At 71.0% G+C, this 14,824-nt stretch carries 11 protein-coding genes and 1 pseudogene; 4 read left to right on the top strand and 8 right to left on the bottom strand.

The genetic code is table 11. The annotated features are described in order from the left end of the window. A partial coding sequence (gene ffh / locus CKO13_RS05980) for a signal recognition particle protein (protein WP_200257846.1) occupies window positions 1-1,347 on the bottom strand: 1,347 nt, incomplete at its 3' end. Between the two features lie 159 nt (window positions 1,348-1,506). Here ffh and CKO13_RS05975 point away from each other — a divergent pair. Continuing rightward, window positions 1,507-2,295, top strand: a complete 789-nt coding sequence (locus CKO13_RS05975) for a cytochrome C assembly family protein (RefSeq protein WP_200257844.1) — start codon at window positions 1,507-1,509, stop codon at window positions 2,293-2,295. Here the strand turns inward: CKO13_RS05975 and CKO13_RS05970 are convergent. Further along, the gene (locus tag CKO13_RS05970) at window positions 2,279-2,869 is read right to left on the bottom strand and encodes a thioredoxin family protein (RefSeq protein WP_200257842.1); all 591 of its coding nucleotides are present in this window, start codon (window positions 2,867-2,869) and stop codon (window positions 2,279-2,281) included. The genes CKO13_RS05975 and CKO13_RS05970 overlap by 17 nt on opposite strands. Before the next feature lie 351 nt (window positions 2,870-3,220). Further along, entirely contained in the window at window positions 3,221-4,261 is a 1,041-nt protein-coding gene (locus tag CKO13_RS05965) for a TRAP transporter substrate-binding protein (RefSeq protein ID WP_200257840.1), read from the bottom strand. Window positions 4,262-4,355: 94 nt separating this feature from the next. Between CKO13_RS05965 and CKO13_RS05960 the strand changes: the two genes are divergently transcribed. Both CKO13_RS05960 and CKO13_RS05955 read left to right on the top strand, forming a co-directional pair. Then, a complete protein-coding gene (locus tag CKO13_RS05960; RefSeq protein ID WP_200257838.1) occupies window positions 4,356-4,895 on the top strand; it encodes a TRAP transporter small permease in 540 nt (179 codons plus the stop codon). Next, on the top strand, window positions 4,892-6,184 hold the full coding sequence (locus CKO13_RS05955) for a TRAP transporter large permease (RefSeq protein ID WP_200257836.1): 1,293 nt from the start codon (window positions 4,892-4,894) through the stop codon (window positions 6,182-6,184). The genes CKO13_RS05960 and CKO13_RS05955 overlap by 4 nt, the downstream gene beginning before the upstream one ends. Window positions 6,185-6,216: 32 nt before the next feature. Here the strand turns inward: CKO13_RS05955 and CKO13_RS05950 are convergent, their stop codons facing one another. From CKO13_RS05950 to CKO13_RS05930, 5 genes are all read right to left on the bottom strand, one after another. Next, window positions 6,217-6,819: a YajG family lipoprotein gene (locus tag CKO13_RS05950; RefSeq protein ID WP_200257835.1), complete on the bottom strand. Its 603-nt coding sequence runs from the start codon at window positions 6,817-6,819 to the stop codon at window positions 6,217-6,219. Then, window positions 6,807-7,013: a hypothetical protein gene (locus CKO13_RS05945; protein WP_200257833.1), complete on the bottom strand. Its 207-nt coding sequence runs from the start codon at window positions 7,011-7,013 to the stop codon at window positions 6,807-6,809. Before CKO13_RS05945 ends, CKO13_RS05950 begins: the two co-directional genes overlap by 13 nt. Then, window positions 7,004-7,729: a TSCPD domain-containing protein gene (locus CKO13_RS05940; RefSeq protein ID WP_200257831.1), complete on the bottom strand. Its 726-nt coding sequence runs from the start codon at window positions 7,727-7,729 to the stop codon at window positions 7,004-7,006. Before CKO13_RS05940 ends, CKO13_RS05945 begins: the two co-directional genes overlap by 10 nt. 39 nt (window positions 7,730-7,768) lie before the next feature. Then, window positions 7,769-11,056 carry an LAGLIDADG family homing endonuclease gene (locus CKO13_RS05935; protein ID WP_200257829.1) on the bottom strand — a complete coding sequence of 1,096 codons (3,288 nt, stop codon included), beginning with the start codon at window positions 11,054-11,056 and terminating at the stop codon, window positions 7,769-7,771. Between the two features lie 305 nt (window positions 11,057-11,361). Beyond that, a complete protein-coding gene (locus tag CKO13_RS05930) occupies window positions 11,362-14,097 on the bottom strand; it encodes a cation-transporting P-type ATPase (protein ID WP_200257827.1) in 2,736 nt (911 codons plus the stop codon). An 83-nt stretch (window positions 14,098-14,180) separates the two neighbouring features. Between CKO13_RS05930 and CKO13_RS05925 the strand changes: the two are divergent. Further along, window positions 14,181-14,824: pseudogene (locus CKO13_RS05925) on the top strand (polyphosphate:AMP phosphotransferase); the annotation flags it as partial.

Below are 14,824 nucleotides of genomic sequence, written 5' to 3'. Positions count from 1 at the left end.
GCCGCCACCGCCCATCAGCTGCTGGTACATCCGCTGCGCCCCGCCCTTCTTCTTCACCTGCTTCATCATCTTCTGCATCTGCTTGAACTGCTTGAGCAGGCGGTTGACGTCCTGGACCTGGACGCCGGAGCCGGCGGCGATGCGCTTCTTGCGCGAGCCGTTGATGATGTCGGGCCGGGCGCGCTCCTTGGGGGTCATGGAGTTGATCATGGCCAGCTGCCGGCGCACGTAGCCGTCGTCCATTTGGTTCTTGACGTGCTCGGTGTACTTGCCCATGCCGGGCATCTTGTCGATGAGGCTGCCGAGGCCGCCGAGCTGGTCGATCTGCTGCATCTGCTCGCGGAAGTCCTCGAGATCGAAGCCCTTGCCGCCCTTGCGCATCTTCTTCTCGAGCTTCTCCGCCTTCTGCTGATCGACGGAGCGCTCGACCTCCTCGACGAGGCTGACCACGTCGCCCATGTTGAGGATGCGCGAGGCGATGCGGTCGGGGTGGAAGGGCTCGAGGGCGTCGCTCTTCTCGCCCATGCCGAGGTACTTGATCGGCGCGCCGGTGACGTAGCGCACCGACAGCGCCGCGCCGCCGCGGGCGTCGCCGTCGGCCTTAGTCAGCACCACGCCGGTCAGCGGCAGGGCCTCGCCGAAGGCCTGGGCGGTCTTGGCGGCGTCCTGGCCGGTCATGGCGTCGACGACGAAGAGCGTCTCCGCCGGCTTGACCGCGGCGTGGAGGCGCTTGACCTCGTCCATCATCGCCTCGTCGATGCTCAGCCGCCCGGCGGTGTCGACGAGCACGACGTCGAAGTAGTGGCGCCGGGCGTGGTCGACGGCCGCCCGGGCGATGCGCTCGGGCTCCTCGGTGGAGCTCGACGGGTAGGCCTCGACCTCGACCTCCTCGGCGAGGGTGGCGAGCTGGTCGATGGCCGCCGGCCGGTAGACGTCGCAGCTGACGACGAGGACCTTCTTCTTCTCGCGCTCGCGCAGGTAGCGGGCGAGCTTGCCGACGGAGGTGGTCTTGCCGGAGCCCTGCAGGCCGGCGAGCAGGACCACCGCCGGGGGCTGGACGTTGAGCTTGAGCCCCTCGACGCCCTCGCCCATGACCCGGATGAGCTCGTCCTGGACGATCTTGATGAAGGCCTGGCCGGGGTTGAGGCTCTTGGCGACCTCGGCGCCCTCGGCGCGCTGTTTGACCTCCTCGGTGAAGCGGCGCACCACCGGCAGGGCGACGTCGGCCTCGAGCAGGGCCATGCGCACCTCGCGCACGGTCTCCTGGATATTCTCCTCGGTAATGCGGCCGCGCCCGCGCATGCGCTGCGTGACCGAGTCGAGCCGCTCGCTGAGACTGTCGAACATAGATTGCCGCCTATTGACTGGAATCGAGGGAGATGAGGCGCATTATACTGCCCGAGCGCCGCGCGCTAAACGCGGCGCACGAGGCTGCAGCGTTGTCGCAGGGTGTTTCCGCTATCCTTCGATTGTGCCAAGATTTGCGCCATCATGTATGCGCTTGCCTTGACGATCGTCACCGCCCTGCTCTATCTGGCCGCCGCCGGCGCCATCGCCCTGCGCCTCTCCCGCGGCGAGGAGCGCGGCCCGGCCCGCTCCACGGGCATCGCCCTGGCGGCCGCAGCGGTGGGCACCCACATCGTGGTCGTCGCCGAGACGACCTGGGCGCCGAGCGGGCTCAACCTGGGCTTCTTCAGCGCCCTGTCGCTGGTCTCGTGGATCACCTGCACGGGGCTGGTCGTCGCCAGCCTGCGCTACCCGGTCGAGCACCTCGGCGTCCTGCTCTGGCCGCTGTCGGCCCTGGCGGTGGTGACGACCCTGTTCACCGGCGGGGCGTCGACCATCTCCAGCGATCCCCTGCTCCAGGTCCACATCATCATCTCCATGGCCGCCTACGCCATGCTGCTGGCGGCGGTGCTCCAGGCCCTGGTGCTCGCGGCCCTCGACTACCGGCTGCGCCACCACCGCGCCACCGGCTTCGTCCGGCGGCTCCCGGCGCTGCAGACCATGGAGCGCCAGCTCTTCTGGCTCGTGGCGGTGGGCTTCGGCGGGCTGACCGTGGCGCTCGCCACCGGCTTCATCGCCTTCCCGGGCACCATGCTCGACATCGACATGATCCACAAGACGTCCCTGTCGGTCGCCTCGTGGATCGTCTTCGGGACCCTGCTCGTCGGCCACACGGTCTGGGGCTGGCGGGGCCAGACCGCCGTGCGCTGGACCCTCGCCGGCTTCCTCGCCCTGATGCTCGGCTACTTCGGGACGAAGCTCGCCTTCGAGCTCATCCTCCACCGCTGAAGTACTCGGGCTCGTTGCCCGGCTCCCACTTGATGTTGCAGCCGATGCTCGGGTACTGCGGCTCCGGCGGCGCGCCGCCGCTGAGCAGGGCCTCGACGGCGCCGCGCAGGTCGGTCCCGGTGATCGGGCGGCCGTTCTTGGGCGTGCTCTCGTCGAAGCGGCCCCGGTAGAAGAGCTGCAGCCCGGCGTCGAAGAGGTAGAAGTCGGGCGTGCAGGCGGCGCGGTACGCCTTGGCCACCGACTGGTCGGCGTCGAAGAGGTAGGGGAAGGTGTAGCCGGCCTCCGCCCGCTCGCGGGCCATCTGCTCCGGGCCGTCGTCGGGGTGGGTCTCCGGGCTGTTGGCGCTGATCGCGGCCACGGCCACGCCCCGCTGCTGGCACTCGCGCCCGAAGCGGGCGAGCTCGTCGCGCAGGTGCTTGACGAAGGGGCAGTGGTTGCAGATGAACATCACCAGCACGCCCTGGCCGCCGGCGAGATCGCCGCGCAGGGAGACCGTGCGGCCCTCGGTATCCGGCAGCGCGAAGTCCGGGGCGGGCGTGCCGAGCGGCAGCATCATCGATTCCGTCTGGACCATCGTCCTCACCTCCTGGCCCTGGTGTTGATACTCCTCAATATACCACCGCGCCGGGGCGGGCTGCCCACCCGCACCGGCCGAGGCGCTACGGACACGCGGGGAGGGGCCTGGGCTCCGGGCGTAAGGCGCCTGGGGGCGTCCTCTCGAGCGCGCCGAGCATCGCAGCCCGAGCGGGGCGCCGAGCGGCGCTAGCCGCTCGGCGAGCGCGCGTTGTCCGAGCGAAGCGAGTTTAGCGCGCGGCCCCGCTCGGGCGAGAAGCGCAGGGGACCCGCCAGGGCGCGCTCGGCAGACGCCCCCGGGCGCCTTACGCCCGGAGCCCAGGCCCGGCCACCGCTAGGGGCATCCGCCCCGCTAGTCGTCCCCGTCGCCGTGCTCGGCCTCGGCGGCCTCCACGGCGTCGAGCAGCCGGGTCAGCGCCTGCTCGCCGCGGGTGCCGACCCGCGAGGCGAACATCGCCCGCAGGGGGCGGGCGAGATCCCGGAAGGCCTCCCGCTGCGCCTCGTCGAGCTCGACGATCTCGGTGTCCGACTCCTGCTGGATGGCCTGCCGGCGCTGGCGGTTGACCCGCTGCTGCATCTCGTGGGCCCAGTCGACCATGCCCGCGGTGATCTCGCGCAGCATCTGCCGGCGCTCCTCGGAGAGGCGCTCGTAGAAGGTGGCGCTGGCCATGAAGCTGGCGATGAACTGCGCCTGGCGCGCCGAGATCAGGTAGTCCTGGACCTCGTAGAAGCCCATCTCCTCGTGGGCGAAGAAGGGCTGCACCGCGGCGTCGACCACGCCCTGCTGGAGCCCGCTGTAGAGCTCGCCGTAGGCCATCGGCGTCGGGTCCGCCCCGTAGGCCTCGTAGGTCTCGCGCAGCAGGCGGTTGTCCATGGTGCGGATCTGCACCCCCTCGAAGTCCGCCGGGCTGCGGATGGGCTGGTTGGCGCTCCAGACCTGCCAGCCCTCGGGCAGCAGCGAGAGCAGCTGCAGGTCGTGCTTGCGGTAGGCGCGCTGCAGCGGCTCGCTCCAGAGGAACGCCGGGTCGTTGAGGGCCCGGGCGTTGACGTACTCGTCGTCGCTGAGCACGAAGTGGAGGCTGAAGAGCTGGCTCTCGGGCACCGTCCCGCCGAGCAGCCCGGAGCCGAAGGCGAAGTGGATGCTGTTGTCCTGGAGCTGCTCGTAGATGTCCTCGATCTCGCCGAGCGCCCCGTAGGGGTAGATATCGACGGCGACCTCGCCGTCCGTGCGCGCCTCGACCTCCTCGGCGAAGCGCTGGGCGTACTGGTGCTGGATGCTGCCCTCGATCTCCTCGAGGGCGATGCGCCACTGCTCGGGCCCCGACTCGCCGCCGCCGCAGCCGCCCAGCGCGAGCGCCCCGGCGAGGAGCAGGGCCGTAACGGATTGCCGCATGGCTCCCTCCATTCGCTCTAGAGTCCGGCTACCAACCGTAGCACACCCGCGCAGCGGCCTAGGCGCACGGCGCTCGATTCGCTATGTTCGGGCAATGCGCCTGGAACGCTACCTGCAGCGCCTCGACGCCGCCACCGCGCGGCTGGAGGCCCTCATCCTCGGCGGCGGCGTCCTGCTGCTCGCCGGCGTCTCCATCGCCAACACCCTCGCCCGCAACCTCCGCGGCACCACCATCCCCGGCACCGTGGAGGTCACCGAGATCCTGCTCATCTGGATCACCTTCGGCGGGCTCGCCTACGCCGTGCGCCACGCCCGGCATATCGCCATGAGCGCCGTCTACGACCAGCTCCGCGGCCGCGCCCGCAAGGCCCTGCTCGTCACGGTCAGCCTCGGCACGGCGGCGCTGCTGCTCTACCTCGGGGGGTACGCGGTGCTCTACGTCCTCGACGTGCGCGCCGGGGGGCGGGTGACCACGGCGCTCGGCATCCCGGTCTGGATCGCCTACACCATCGTCCCCCTCGGCCTGCTGCTCGGCGCGGTGCAGTACGCCCTGACCGCCTGGCGCAACCTGACCCGCACGGCGATCTACCGCGCCTACAACGAGCGCGAGCGCTACGAGGAGCCGGGCCCTTGATCGCCCTGGTGCTCGGCGCCATGGCGGTGCTGCTGCTCCTGGGCTTCCCGCTGAAGGTGCCGCTGCTCGTCGGCGCGCTGCTGGTGCTGCTCCTCGAGCTGCCCTTCCTCGCGCCCGACGCCCTGATCCGGCAGATGATCACCGGCGTCCAGCCGGTGGTGCTCTCGGCGGTGCCGATGTTCATCCTCGCCGCCGACCTCATGTCCCGCGGGCGCACGGCGCAGACCCTGCTCGACCTGGTCAGCGCCACCCTCGGCCACCTGCGCGGCGGGCTGCCGATCACCGTGGCGGTGAGCTGCGCGCTCTTCGGCGCCGTCTCCGGGTCGACCCAGGCGACGGTGGTGGCGATGGGCACGCCGCTGCGCCCCCGGCTGCTCGAGGCCGGCTACAAGGACGCCTTCACCCTGGCGCTGATCGTCAACGCCAGCGACGTGGCCCTGCTCATCCCGCCGAGCATCGGCATGATCGTCTACGGCGTGGTGGCCCGGACCTCGCCGGCGGAGCTGTTCATCGCCGGCATCGGGCCGGGGCTGCTGATCCTCGCCCTGATCAGCCTCTGGTGCTACGCCTACACCCGCTGGCAGGGGATCGCCCCCGAGCCCCGCGCCTCGTGGCGCCAGCGCGGCCGGGCCCTGGGGCGCGCGGCGCCGGCGCTCGGCTTCCCGGTGATCATCATCGGCGGGATCTACACCGGGCTGTTCACGCCCACCGAGGCGGCCTCGGCCTCGGTGCTCTACGCGGCGGTCCTCGAGCTCGGCGTCTACCGCAGCCTCGGGCCGCGCGACCTCGCCCAGGTGGCCCTGTCCACGGGGGTGATCACGGCGGTGGTCTTCGTCCTCGTCGGCGCGGGGCAGGCCTTCGCCTACGCCATCTCCTTCGCCCAGATCCCCCAGGAGCTGATCGGCCCGCTCATCCAGGCCGTCGGGGACACCCCCCAGCTCGCCCTGCTCGCCATCGCCGCGATCTACTTCGTCGGCTGCATGTTCGTCGACCCGATCGTGGTGATCCTGATCTTCACCCCGATCCTCGCGCCGCTGGTGGCCGCCGCCGGGCTCGACCCGGTCCTCGTGGGGACCCTGGCGGTGCTCCAGGCGGCGATCGGCTCGGCGACCCCGCCCTTCGGCGTCGACCTCTTCACTGCCGTGGCGGCGTTCCGGCGCCCCTACCTGGAGGTGATCCGCGGGACGCCGCCGTTCATCGCGATCATGCTCGTGGCCACGGGGGTCGTCATCCTCTTCCCGCAGGTGGCGCTCTTCCTCCGCGACCTCGCCTTCCCGCCCGCCTCCTGAGCCTCCCGCCGGGAAGCCGAAGGCTCAGGGGCTCACCCGCCCCGCAGGAGCCGGAGCAGCTCCGGCGAGGTGGCGAGCTGGCGGATCCCGCGGGCGAGGACGCGGTCGACGAGCTTGCGGTTCTGGGCCTTGCCGGGCCCGAAGAGGGCGCGCTGCTCGGCGCTCGCCGCCACCTCGGCGGTGTACGGCGCCCCGTCGATGCGCCCCTGGACCCACCACTGCGAGCGCAGGCGCACGCGGCGGCTCAGGAGGCCGCCGCTGCGCTGGTAGTCGAGGCTGCGGATGTGCACCGTCAGGCGGCGCTCGGCCTCGCCGTCCCACGCCAGGACCTCTAGGCCCTGCCCGGCGAGGGCCGCGGCGAGGCCCTCGCGGACGGCGGCGGCCAGGTCCCCCTCGGTCCGGAGGGTGACCCCCCGCCCCTCGTCGCGGTAGCCGAGCACGGGGCTCGGGCGCCGGTCGATCACCCGCAGGGCCAGGGTCCCTGAGGGGGGATCCGCCGGGCGCTCCTCGATCGCCGCCGTCGGCGCCGGCCGCACGCTCTGCGGGCCGGGGGCGCAGCCGGCCGCGGCGAGCGCGAGGGCCAGGCCGGCCAGCAGCCCCGCCAGCCCTGTCCGGCGCCCGGTCACGGGCGCCACTCCGCCAGCTCCCGGCGGCGCTGCCGGAGCATCGGCGGGCTCGGCGGGGCGTTGTGCAGGTTGATCGGCGGCGCCTGCAGCCCGGGCCAGCGCAGTCGCCCGGCCGACGGGCTACCGGCCGCGGTGCCCACGCCGCGCTGGCGGCGCGCCGCGCGCAGCCAGACCCCCGGCGAGCTCCTCAGCCTCAGCCGCATTTCGACTCCCCGCAGTTGAGGCAGATCAGGCAGCCCTCCATGTCCACCAGCGCCTTCGTGTGGCACTTATCGCACAGCTGCGCCCCCTCCGGGAAGCTGCCGGGGTCGCCGTCGCCGCTGTTGGCCGCCTGCCCGCCACCGCCCTCGAGGGCGGCGCGCTTCTGCTCGAGGAAGCGGCGCTGGTGCTCGTCGAGGCCCTCGGGGTCCATCATGCCGATCTCGCGCAGGTGGGTCTCGATGACGTCGCCGATCTCGGCGACCAGCGACGGCATGTACCGCCCGCCCTTCTTGAAGTAGCCGCCGCGCGGGTCGAAGACCGAGCGCAGCTCCTCGGCGAGGAAGGTGCAGTCGCCGCCCTTGCGGAAGACCGCCGAGATGATCCGGGTCAGCGCCACGATCCACTGGAAGTGGTCCATGTTCTTCGAGTTGATGAAGATCTCGAAGGGCCGGCGGATCTCGTGGTCTGTCCCCGGGTTGAGGATGACGTCGTTGATGGTGACGTAGAGGGCGTGCTCGGACAGCGGCGTCTTGATCTTGTACGTCCGCCCCTCGAGCGCCTCCGGGCGCTCGATGTGCTCGTGCATGTCCTGGATCAGGGACTCCTCGGCCGCCGAGCCCCCCTCGGCGGCCGAGCCCGAGGCGGCCTCGGGCTCCTCCTGGTCCTTGCTGCGCACCACCTCGTAGTCGACGATCGACGATTCGATCTTCTTGGCCATACGTGCTGAAACCTCGTTGCTGAATACCTGGGCCTGCGCTCAGAACTTCCCGTAGTAGCCCTCCTTGAGGGCCTCGTAGAGGTTCGCGGCGCTGTGGAGCTCGCCATCGTACTCGACCTCCTCGTCGCCGCGCGCCTCGAGGACGCTGCCGTCGGCGAGGTGGAAGCGGTAGGTCGTCTCCGAGAGGTCCTTTTCCTTGACCAGCACGCCCTGGAAAACCTCGGGGTTGAAGCGGAAGGTCGTGCACCCCTTCAGTCCCTGGTGGTAGGCGTAGCGGTAGATGTCCTTGAAGTCCTCGTAGGGGTAGTCCGTGGGGACGTTGGCCGTCTTCGAGATCGACGAGTCGACCCACTTCTGCGCCGCCGCCTGGATATCGACGTGCTGCTGCGGGGTCACGTCGTCGGCGCTGATGAAGTACTCGGGCAGCCTGCCCTGCCCCGCCTCGCCGCCCTCGGGCAGCGCCTCGGCGTCGATGAACTCGCGGTAGGCGAGCAGCTCGAAGGAGAAGACGTCCACCGGCTCCTTGGTCTTGCGCCCCTCGCGGATGACGTTGCGCACGTAGTGGTGGGCGAAGGAGGGCTCGATGCCGTTGCTGGCGTTGTTGCCCAGCGACAGGGCGATCGTCCCCGTCGGCGCGATGGAGGTGTGGTGGGTGAAGCGCGCGCCGAGGTTGGTCAGCGCCTCGACGAGCTGCGGGTCCTCCTCGGCGATGCGCTGCATGTACCGGGAGTAGCGCGCCCAGAGGATCCGCGCCGGGACGCGCTCGCCGACGGCGTAGCCGTCCTCGGCGAGCTCGGGGCGCTTGCGCATCAGCTCCGGGGTGATCTCGTAGAGCTCCTCCATCAGCGGCGCCGGCCCCTTCTCCTGGGCCAGCTCCAGGCCGGTGCGCCAGCCCGCGAGGGCCATCTCCTTGGTCACCTCCTCGGTGAAGGCCACCGAGTCCGCGTCGCCGTAGCGCATGCGCAGCATGGTCACCGTCGAGCCCAGGCCCAGGAAGCCCATGCCGTGGCGGCGCTTGCGCTCGATCTCGGCGCGCTGCTCGGCGAGCGGCAGGCCGTTGATCTCCACGGTGTTGTCCAGCATCCGGGTGAACACCGAGACGACCTCGCGGAACTGCTCCCAGTCGAAGCGCGCCTTGTCGGTGAAGGGGTCGCGGACGAAGTGGGTCAGGTTGACCGAGCCGAGCAGGCAGGCGCCGTACTCCGGCAAAGGCTGCTCGCCGCACTGCCCCGTCACCAACCCGTTAAAGATCACGGAGTGATGATCGAGCTGCGTGGTATCGAAGACGGGCTCCCTGCCGCTGTACTCGATCCGGGCAACCCGCGAGACCGAGCGCTGCGGCTTGCGCAGGGGACGGCCCCTCGCCCACTCCCGATAGCGGCCGTTCTTCCCTTCCAGCAGGAATCCGACCTCGGCCATGAACGCGTCGCGGGACTGGCCATCCAGGATGAGCTCATGATCGGCGCTGCAAGCGTAGGCACGAGTGCCGCCACGGCCATCGGGCAGCTGACGCTCACCGGCCTCGCGCCGGGTGCGGATCCGCCCCAGGACGCCGAAGTTGCTAAGAAGGCGCTGAATCTCCTGGAGGAAGCGCTCGTCACTGGCAGCCAACCGGATCGAGCAGCTCTGGCTATTGGCCGAGACGTTGACGGTCCCATCTGCCTGGAAGAGGGCCTGCAGGTACCCCCGCACACACGCCTCACTGCCCCGCCAGACAACCTCCGGGACCCGGAGCTTGGTCTCTCGCGTGAAGCCGTAGTGGGCCAGGACGCGCGCCAACACGATCGACCGGATAAAGAGCTGATTACGCTCGGGGACAGCCACCGGGCTCACCGAATAGGACCGACCTTGACGGTTGATCTCGGCAATGAGGCCATTGGCCGTCTGCGCCAGCTCCTCAGCCAGCTGGCGATCCTCATTCCACAGGTTGATGACTACGGCTTCCTGCCCCTTGCCGCGATTCGTAAAGTGGCCGTCCCCGGCAATGAAGCCCAGGAGATGCCCCAGGCGCTCGTTCCCCTCGGTGCCGAACTGCCCCTTGCCGCTCTGGACCGGCAAGGCATCGCCGGCCTCTAGCTGCGAGAGCGGGATCTTGCCCCGATCGGTATAGAACTCGTGCCACTCAGTGGCCCGGATCTCGAAGCCGTCCTCGGTGACCACGCGGTACACATCCGCTTCCCGGGCCGTCATGAAGACCGGCTTGGCCGGCCGGCTCGTCGTCCCGGGCTCACCATCAGCCAACGTCCGCCGATCGACGGTAACCTCGAGGGCCTCGCCGGAGGCGTAGAGGTCACCGGCCCGGACCAGGCCGAACTGGGTATGGAGCCGCGTCTCCGCCGTAACGCACGGGTTCGTCGCCCGGATCTCCTCGCAGAACCAGTTGTTGTTCATCTCGTTGACCCGGTCGACGAGGAGGAAGCCCGGCTCCGCGTAGTCGTAGGTGGAGGTCATGATGAGGTTCCACAGGTGCCGGGCCTTGACGGTGCGGTAGATCCGGCACGCCACGCGCCCCTCGCCGTCGGTGATGTAGCCCTCCTGGACGGGCCACTCCCGCCAGAGGACCTGCTGCGGGTCGTGGATATCGACCCCCTCGGAGCGCGCCTCCGCCTCGCTCAGCGGGAAGGCGAGCGGCCAGTCGGCGTCGGCCTCCACCGCCTGCATGAAGGCGTCGGTGATCAGCAGCGAGAGGTTGAACTGCCGCAGCCGGCCGTCCTCGCGCTTGGCCCGGATGAAGTCCATGACGTCCGGGTGGCCGACGTCGAAGGTGGCCATCTGCGCGCCGCGCCGCCCCCCCGCCGAGGAGACCGTAAAGCACATCTTGTCGTAGATGTCCATGAACGACAGCGGCCCCGAGGTATAGGCGCCGGCCCCGGAGACGTAGGCCCCCCGCGGGCGGAGGGTGCTGTACTCATAGCCGATGCCTGAGCCGCTCTTCAACGTCAGCCCCGCCTCGTGGACGCGCCGGAGGATGTCGTCCATGGAGTCGTGGATGGTCCCCGAGACGGTGCAGTTGATCGTCGAGGTCGAGGGCTTGTAGTCCCACGCGCCGGCGTTGGAGATGATCCGCCCGGCGGGCACGGCGCCGTGGCGCAGCGCCCAGAGGAAGCGCTCGTACCACTGGTCGCGCTTGGCCTCGGTCTCCTCCACCTCGGCCAGGGCCCAGGCCACCCGCTGGAACGTCTCGTCGATGCTGGCGTCGAGCGGCTCCTCGTCCTTGGTCTTGAGCCGGTACTTCTTGTCCCAGATATCGAGGGAGGCGCTCTGCATCGGGACGTCTCCGGCCGAGCGCCGCTTCGCTTGGCTCTTGTGCTCCACGACTTGGCTCATGGGCTCCCCCTTGGGTGTCATCGGGTTCGACAACGCTCTCCCGCCGCGCGCACCGGGCCAGGCAAAAGCCGCCTCGCACCGCGCCGTCTCACGGGCGGTCGAGGCAAGTAACGCAGGCCGGGGAGAGCACAATATGTTGTGCTGTTAGGGCTAATAGTACCCCATATATCGGCACCACCCTAACGAGCGGCGTGCCGGTAGCGACGGCAATGATGGGCCGGATCGGGCGCGAAACGCCCCCCTTCTCGCCTCCATCACCGCGCCCGGGTGCGACAGGATGTCACACCCGGGCGCGGCGCGCCAGGTCACCCCCGGGCAGGCAGGACCCAGCGCCGCAGCAGGGCCTTCTCCAGCTCGACGAGCAGGAACAGGGCGGCGCCGAAGGCGGCCACCCGCCCCCACTGCTCGGGGCTCAGCCCGGCGACCCCGAAGAGGGCCTGGAGCGGCGGGGCGTAGGTGAACGCCCCCTGGAGGAGCACGAGGACGGCCACGGCGAGCAGCGCCGCCCGGCTGCCGAGCAGGCCCTGGACGGTGAGCGAGGACTCCCGGATATAGCGGGCATTGAAGAGGTAGACGAGCTCGCCGACGACGAGGGTGTTGATGGCCACCGAGCGGGCGAGCTCCTCGCTCACGCCCTGCGCCTCCATGTAGGCGAAGTGGCCGAAGGTCCCGAGCACGAGCAGCACCGAGACGAAGAGCACACGCCAGAGGAGGACGCCGGAGAGGATCGGCTGCTCCGGGTCCCGGGGCCGGCGGGCCATGATCCCCGGCTCCGCGGGCTCGAAGGCCAGCGCCAGGCCCAGGGTCACGGCGGTGACCATATTGACCCAGAGGATCTGGACCGGCGTGATCGGCAGCGCCAGCCCCAGGCTGATGGCGCCGACGATGGTGAAGGCCTCGCCGCCGTTGGTCGGGAGCAGGAAGAGGATCGCCTTGCGGAGGTTGTCGTAGACGGTGCGCCCCTCCTCGACGGCGTAGGCGATGGAGGCGAAGTTGTCGTCGGCGAGGACCATCTCCGAGGCCTCCTTCGCCGCCTCGGTCCCCTTCTGCCCCATGGCGATGCCGACATCGGCGCGCTTGAGCGCCGGCGCGTCGTTCACGCCGTCGCCGGTCATGGCCACGATCTGCCCGTGCGCCTGCAGGGCCTCGACGAGGCGCAGCTTGTGCGAGGGGGTGGTGCGGGCGAAGACGTCGGTGCTCAGGCACCGCTCGCCGAGCTCGGCGTCGTCCATCGCCTCGATGTCGCGGCCGACGAGCGGGTCGCCGCGGATGCCGAGCTGCTCGCCGATGGCCCCGGCGGTCACGGCGTGATCGCCGGTGATCATCTTCACGCCGATGCCGGCGCGGTGGCAGCCGGCGACGGCGTCGATGGCCTCGTCGCGGGGCGGGTCCATCATGCCGGCCACCCCGAGCAGGGTCATGCCCTCCCGGACGTCGTCGAAGTGCAGCTCGCGGTGGTCGGCGCCGGTCTCCTTGACCGCCACGGCGAGCAGCCGCCGCCCCTCGGAGGCGAGCGCCTCGAAGACCTCGTGCCAGCGCTCGCGCTCGACGGGGCGGTCCCCATCGGCGGTGCGCTCCCGGGCGCAGGCCTCGAGGACCTGCTCCGGCGCCCCCTTGAGGACGATCAGGCCGTTGCCCTCGTGGTCGTGGTGGAGGGTGGCCATGAACTTGTAAGAGGACTCGAAGGGGATGACATCGGTGCGCGGCTGGGCCCGCTCGAGCGCCTCCCGGCTGAAGCCGCCCTTGACGGCCGCGACCATCAGCGCCCCCTCGGTGGGGCCGCCCTGGAGGCGCCAGCGGTCCTCGCGGTGGTAGAGCCGGGCCTCGTTGCAGAGCGCCACGCCCCGCAGCAGCTGCGCCAGGACAGGCTCCTCCGCCACCGGCACGGGGTGGCTGTCGTCGTCGCTATCGCCCCGGTAGAAGGCGCCGTCCGGGACGTAGCCGACCCCGCTGACCCGGTACCTCTCCTCGGCGGTGATCACGCTGCGCACCGTCATCTCGTTGCGGGTCAGCGTGCCCGTCTTGTCGGAGCAGATGGTGCTCACCGAGCCGAGGGCCTCCACCGCCGGGAGCCGGCGGATGATGGCGTTGCGCCTGGCCATGCGCTGGACGCCGACGGCGAGGGTGACCGTCATGATCGCCGGCAGCCCCTGCGGGATGGCGGCCACGGCCAGCGCCACCGCGGCGAGGAAGGTCTCGATGGCGGTGTAGCCCTGCACGTAGTAGCCGACGCCGAAGGTCGCCGCGGCGAGCAGCAGGATCGCCCCCGAGAGCCAGCGGCCGAACTGGCCGATCTGGCGCAGCAGGGGCGTGGTGATCGACTCGACCCCGGCGAGCAGGGTGCTGATCTTGCCGATCTCGGTGGCCTCGCCGGTAGCCACCACCACGCCGCGGCCGGAGCCGGAGGCGACCAGGGTCCCGGAGAAGGCCATGGGCCGGCGGTCGCCGAGCTCGGCGTCGGCCGCCACGGGCTCGTCGGCCTTCTCCACCGGCACGGACTCGCCGGTGAGCACCGCCTCGTCGATGCGCAGGTTGCGCTGCTCGAGGATCCGCACGTCGGCGGGGACCCGGTCGCCGGCGTCGAGCAGCACGATATCGCCGGGGACCAGCGCCTCGGCATCGACGGTCATCCGCTCGCCGCCGCGGAGCACGAGCGCGCGCAGGGAGAGCATGTTGCGGATGGCGTCGAGGGACTCCTCGGCCTTACCCTCCTGGAGGTAGCCGATGGCGGCGTTGACGAGCACGACGCCAAAGATGACCGCGCTGTCGAGCCACTTGCCGAGCAGGGCGGTCACCACGCCGGCGATGAGCAGGATATAGATCAGGAGGTTATGGAACTGCTTGAGGAAGCGCTTGAGCGCGCTCTCGCGCTGCGGCGGGGGCAGGCGGTTCGGCCCGTGGGCCTCGAGGCGCTCGGCCGCCTCGCCCTCGCCGAGCCCGCTGCCGGGATCGGCCTGGAGGCGCTGGAGGGCCTCCTGCGCCGTCAGCGCATGCCAGGCGGGCTGCTCGCGGCCCGCACCTTCCACGTCCTGCGCAGCCATGCGCCCTCCCATCGATGGGGTTTTGAGGCTCCACGGCATTCTAGCATCCTGCCGCGAGGAGCCCCCCTCGAAGGAGACGCCCCTTGAGCAAGGCCGAGCGCCAGCTGCACGAGCGCCTGCTGCACAGCCAGCTCGCCATCGCCCGCGCCGAGCAGAACGCCGTCGTGCTGGTGACAGCGGGCATGCCCGGCGCCGGGGTCGGCGGTGTCCTCAACCGCCTCAACCAGTGGCTCGACAACCGCAACATGGCGACCCACGCCTTCGCCGCCCCGACCGAGGAGGAGCGCCAGCGCCCGCCGATGTGGCGGTACTGGCGGGGCCTGCCGCCGAGGGGGCGCTTCGCCATCCTCGTCGGCGCCTGGTACGGCGACGCCTTCCTGGCCTACGCGGGGGGACGGCTCAGCGACGCCGGGCTCGCCGAGCGCCTGGAGACCATCGCCCGCCTCGAGCGCCTGCTCGCCGCCGAGGGCACGCTGGTGCTCAAGTGCTGGTACCCCATCAGCCGCACGGCGCAGTATGCGCGGCTGCGCGCCCTGGAGGCGGACCCCGAGCAGCGCTGGCGGGTCTCGGAGATCGACTGGCTGCGCCACGCCCAGTACAGCGCCATCGAGCGCGCCGCCGCCCGGGCCCGCGCCCGCACCGACGCCCCCTGGGCGCGCTGGCACAGCATCCAGCCGCGCGAGCCGCACCAGCGGGCGCTGGCGACGGCGCGCGTGCTCGCCGAGGC

It is taken from the genome of Halorhodospira neutriphila, from assembly GCF_016584055.1.
GTDB classification, from domain to species: domain Bacteria; phylum Pseudomonadota; class Gammaproteobacteria; order Nitrococcales; family Halorhodospiraceae; genus Halorhodospira; species Halorhodospira neutriphila.
The sequence above is the reverse complement of the archived record's forward strand: the minus strand, read 5'-3'. Positions and strand labels throughout refer to the sequence as shown.

What these genes read in the sequence shown, in the direction of transcription:
- CKO13_RS05940 (WP_200257831.1), bottom strand. Translation starts at nt 7,729, where the DNA reads ATGGCCAAGAAGATCGAATCGTCGATCGTCGACTACGAGGTGGTGCGC.
- CKO13_RS05960 (WP_200257838.1), top strand. Translation starts at nt 4,356, where the DNA reads ATGCGCCTGGAACGCTACCTGCAGCGCCTCGACGCCGCCACCGCGCGG.
- CKO13_RS05970 (WP_200257842.1), bottom strand. Translation starts at nt 2,869, where the DNA reads ATGGTCCAGACGGAATCGATGATGCTGCCGCTCGGCACGCCCGCCCCG.
- CKO13_RS05945 (WP_200257833.1), bottom strand. Translation starts at nt 7,013, where the DNA reads ATGCGGCTGAGGCTGAGGAGCTCGCCGGGGGTCTGGCTGCGCGCGGCG.
- CKO13_RS05930 (WP_200257827.1), bottom strand. Translation starts at nt 14,097, where the DNA reads ATGGCTGCGCAGGACGTGGAAGGTGCGGGCCGCGAGCAGCCCGCCTGG.
- CKO13_RS05935 (WP_200257829.1), bottom strand. Translation starts at nt 11,056, where the DNA reads ATGAGCCAAGTCGTGGAGCACAAGAGCCAAGCGAAGCGGCGCTCGGCC.
- CKO13_RS05965 (WP_200257840.1), bottom strand. Translation starts at nt 4,261, where the DNA reads ATGCGGCAATCCGTTACGGCCCTGCTCCTCGCCGGGGCGCTCGCGCTG.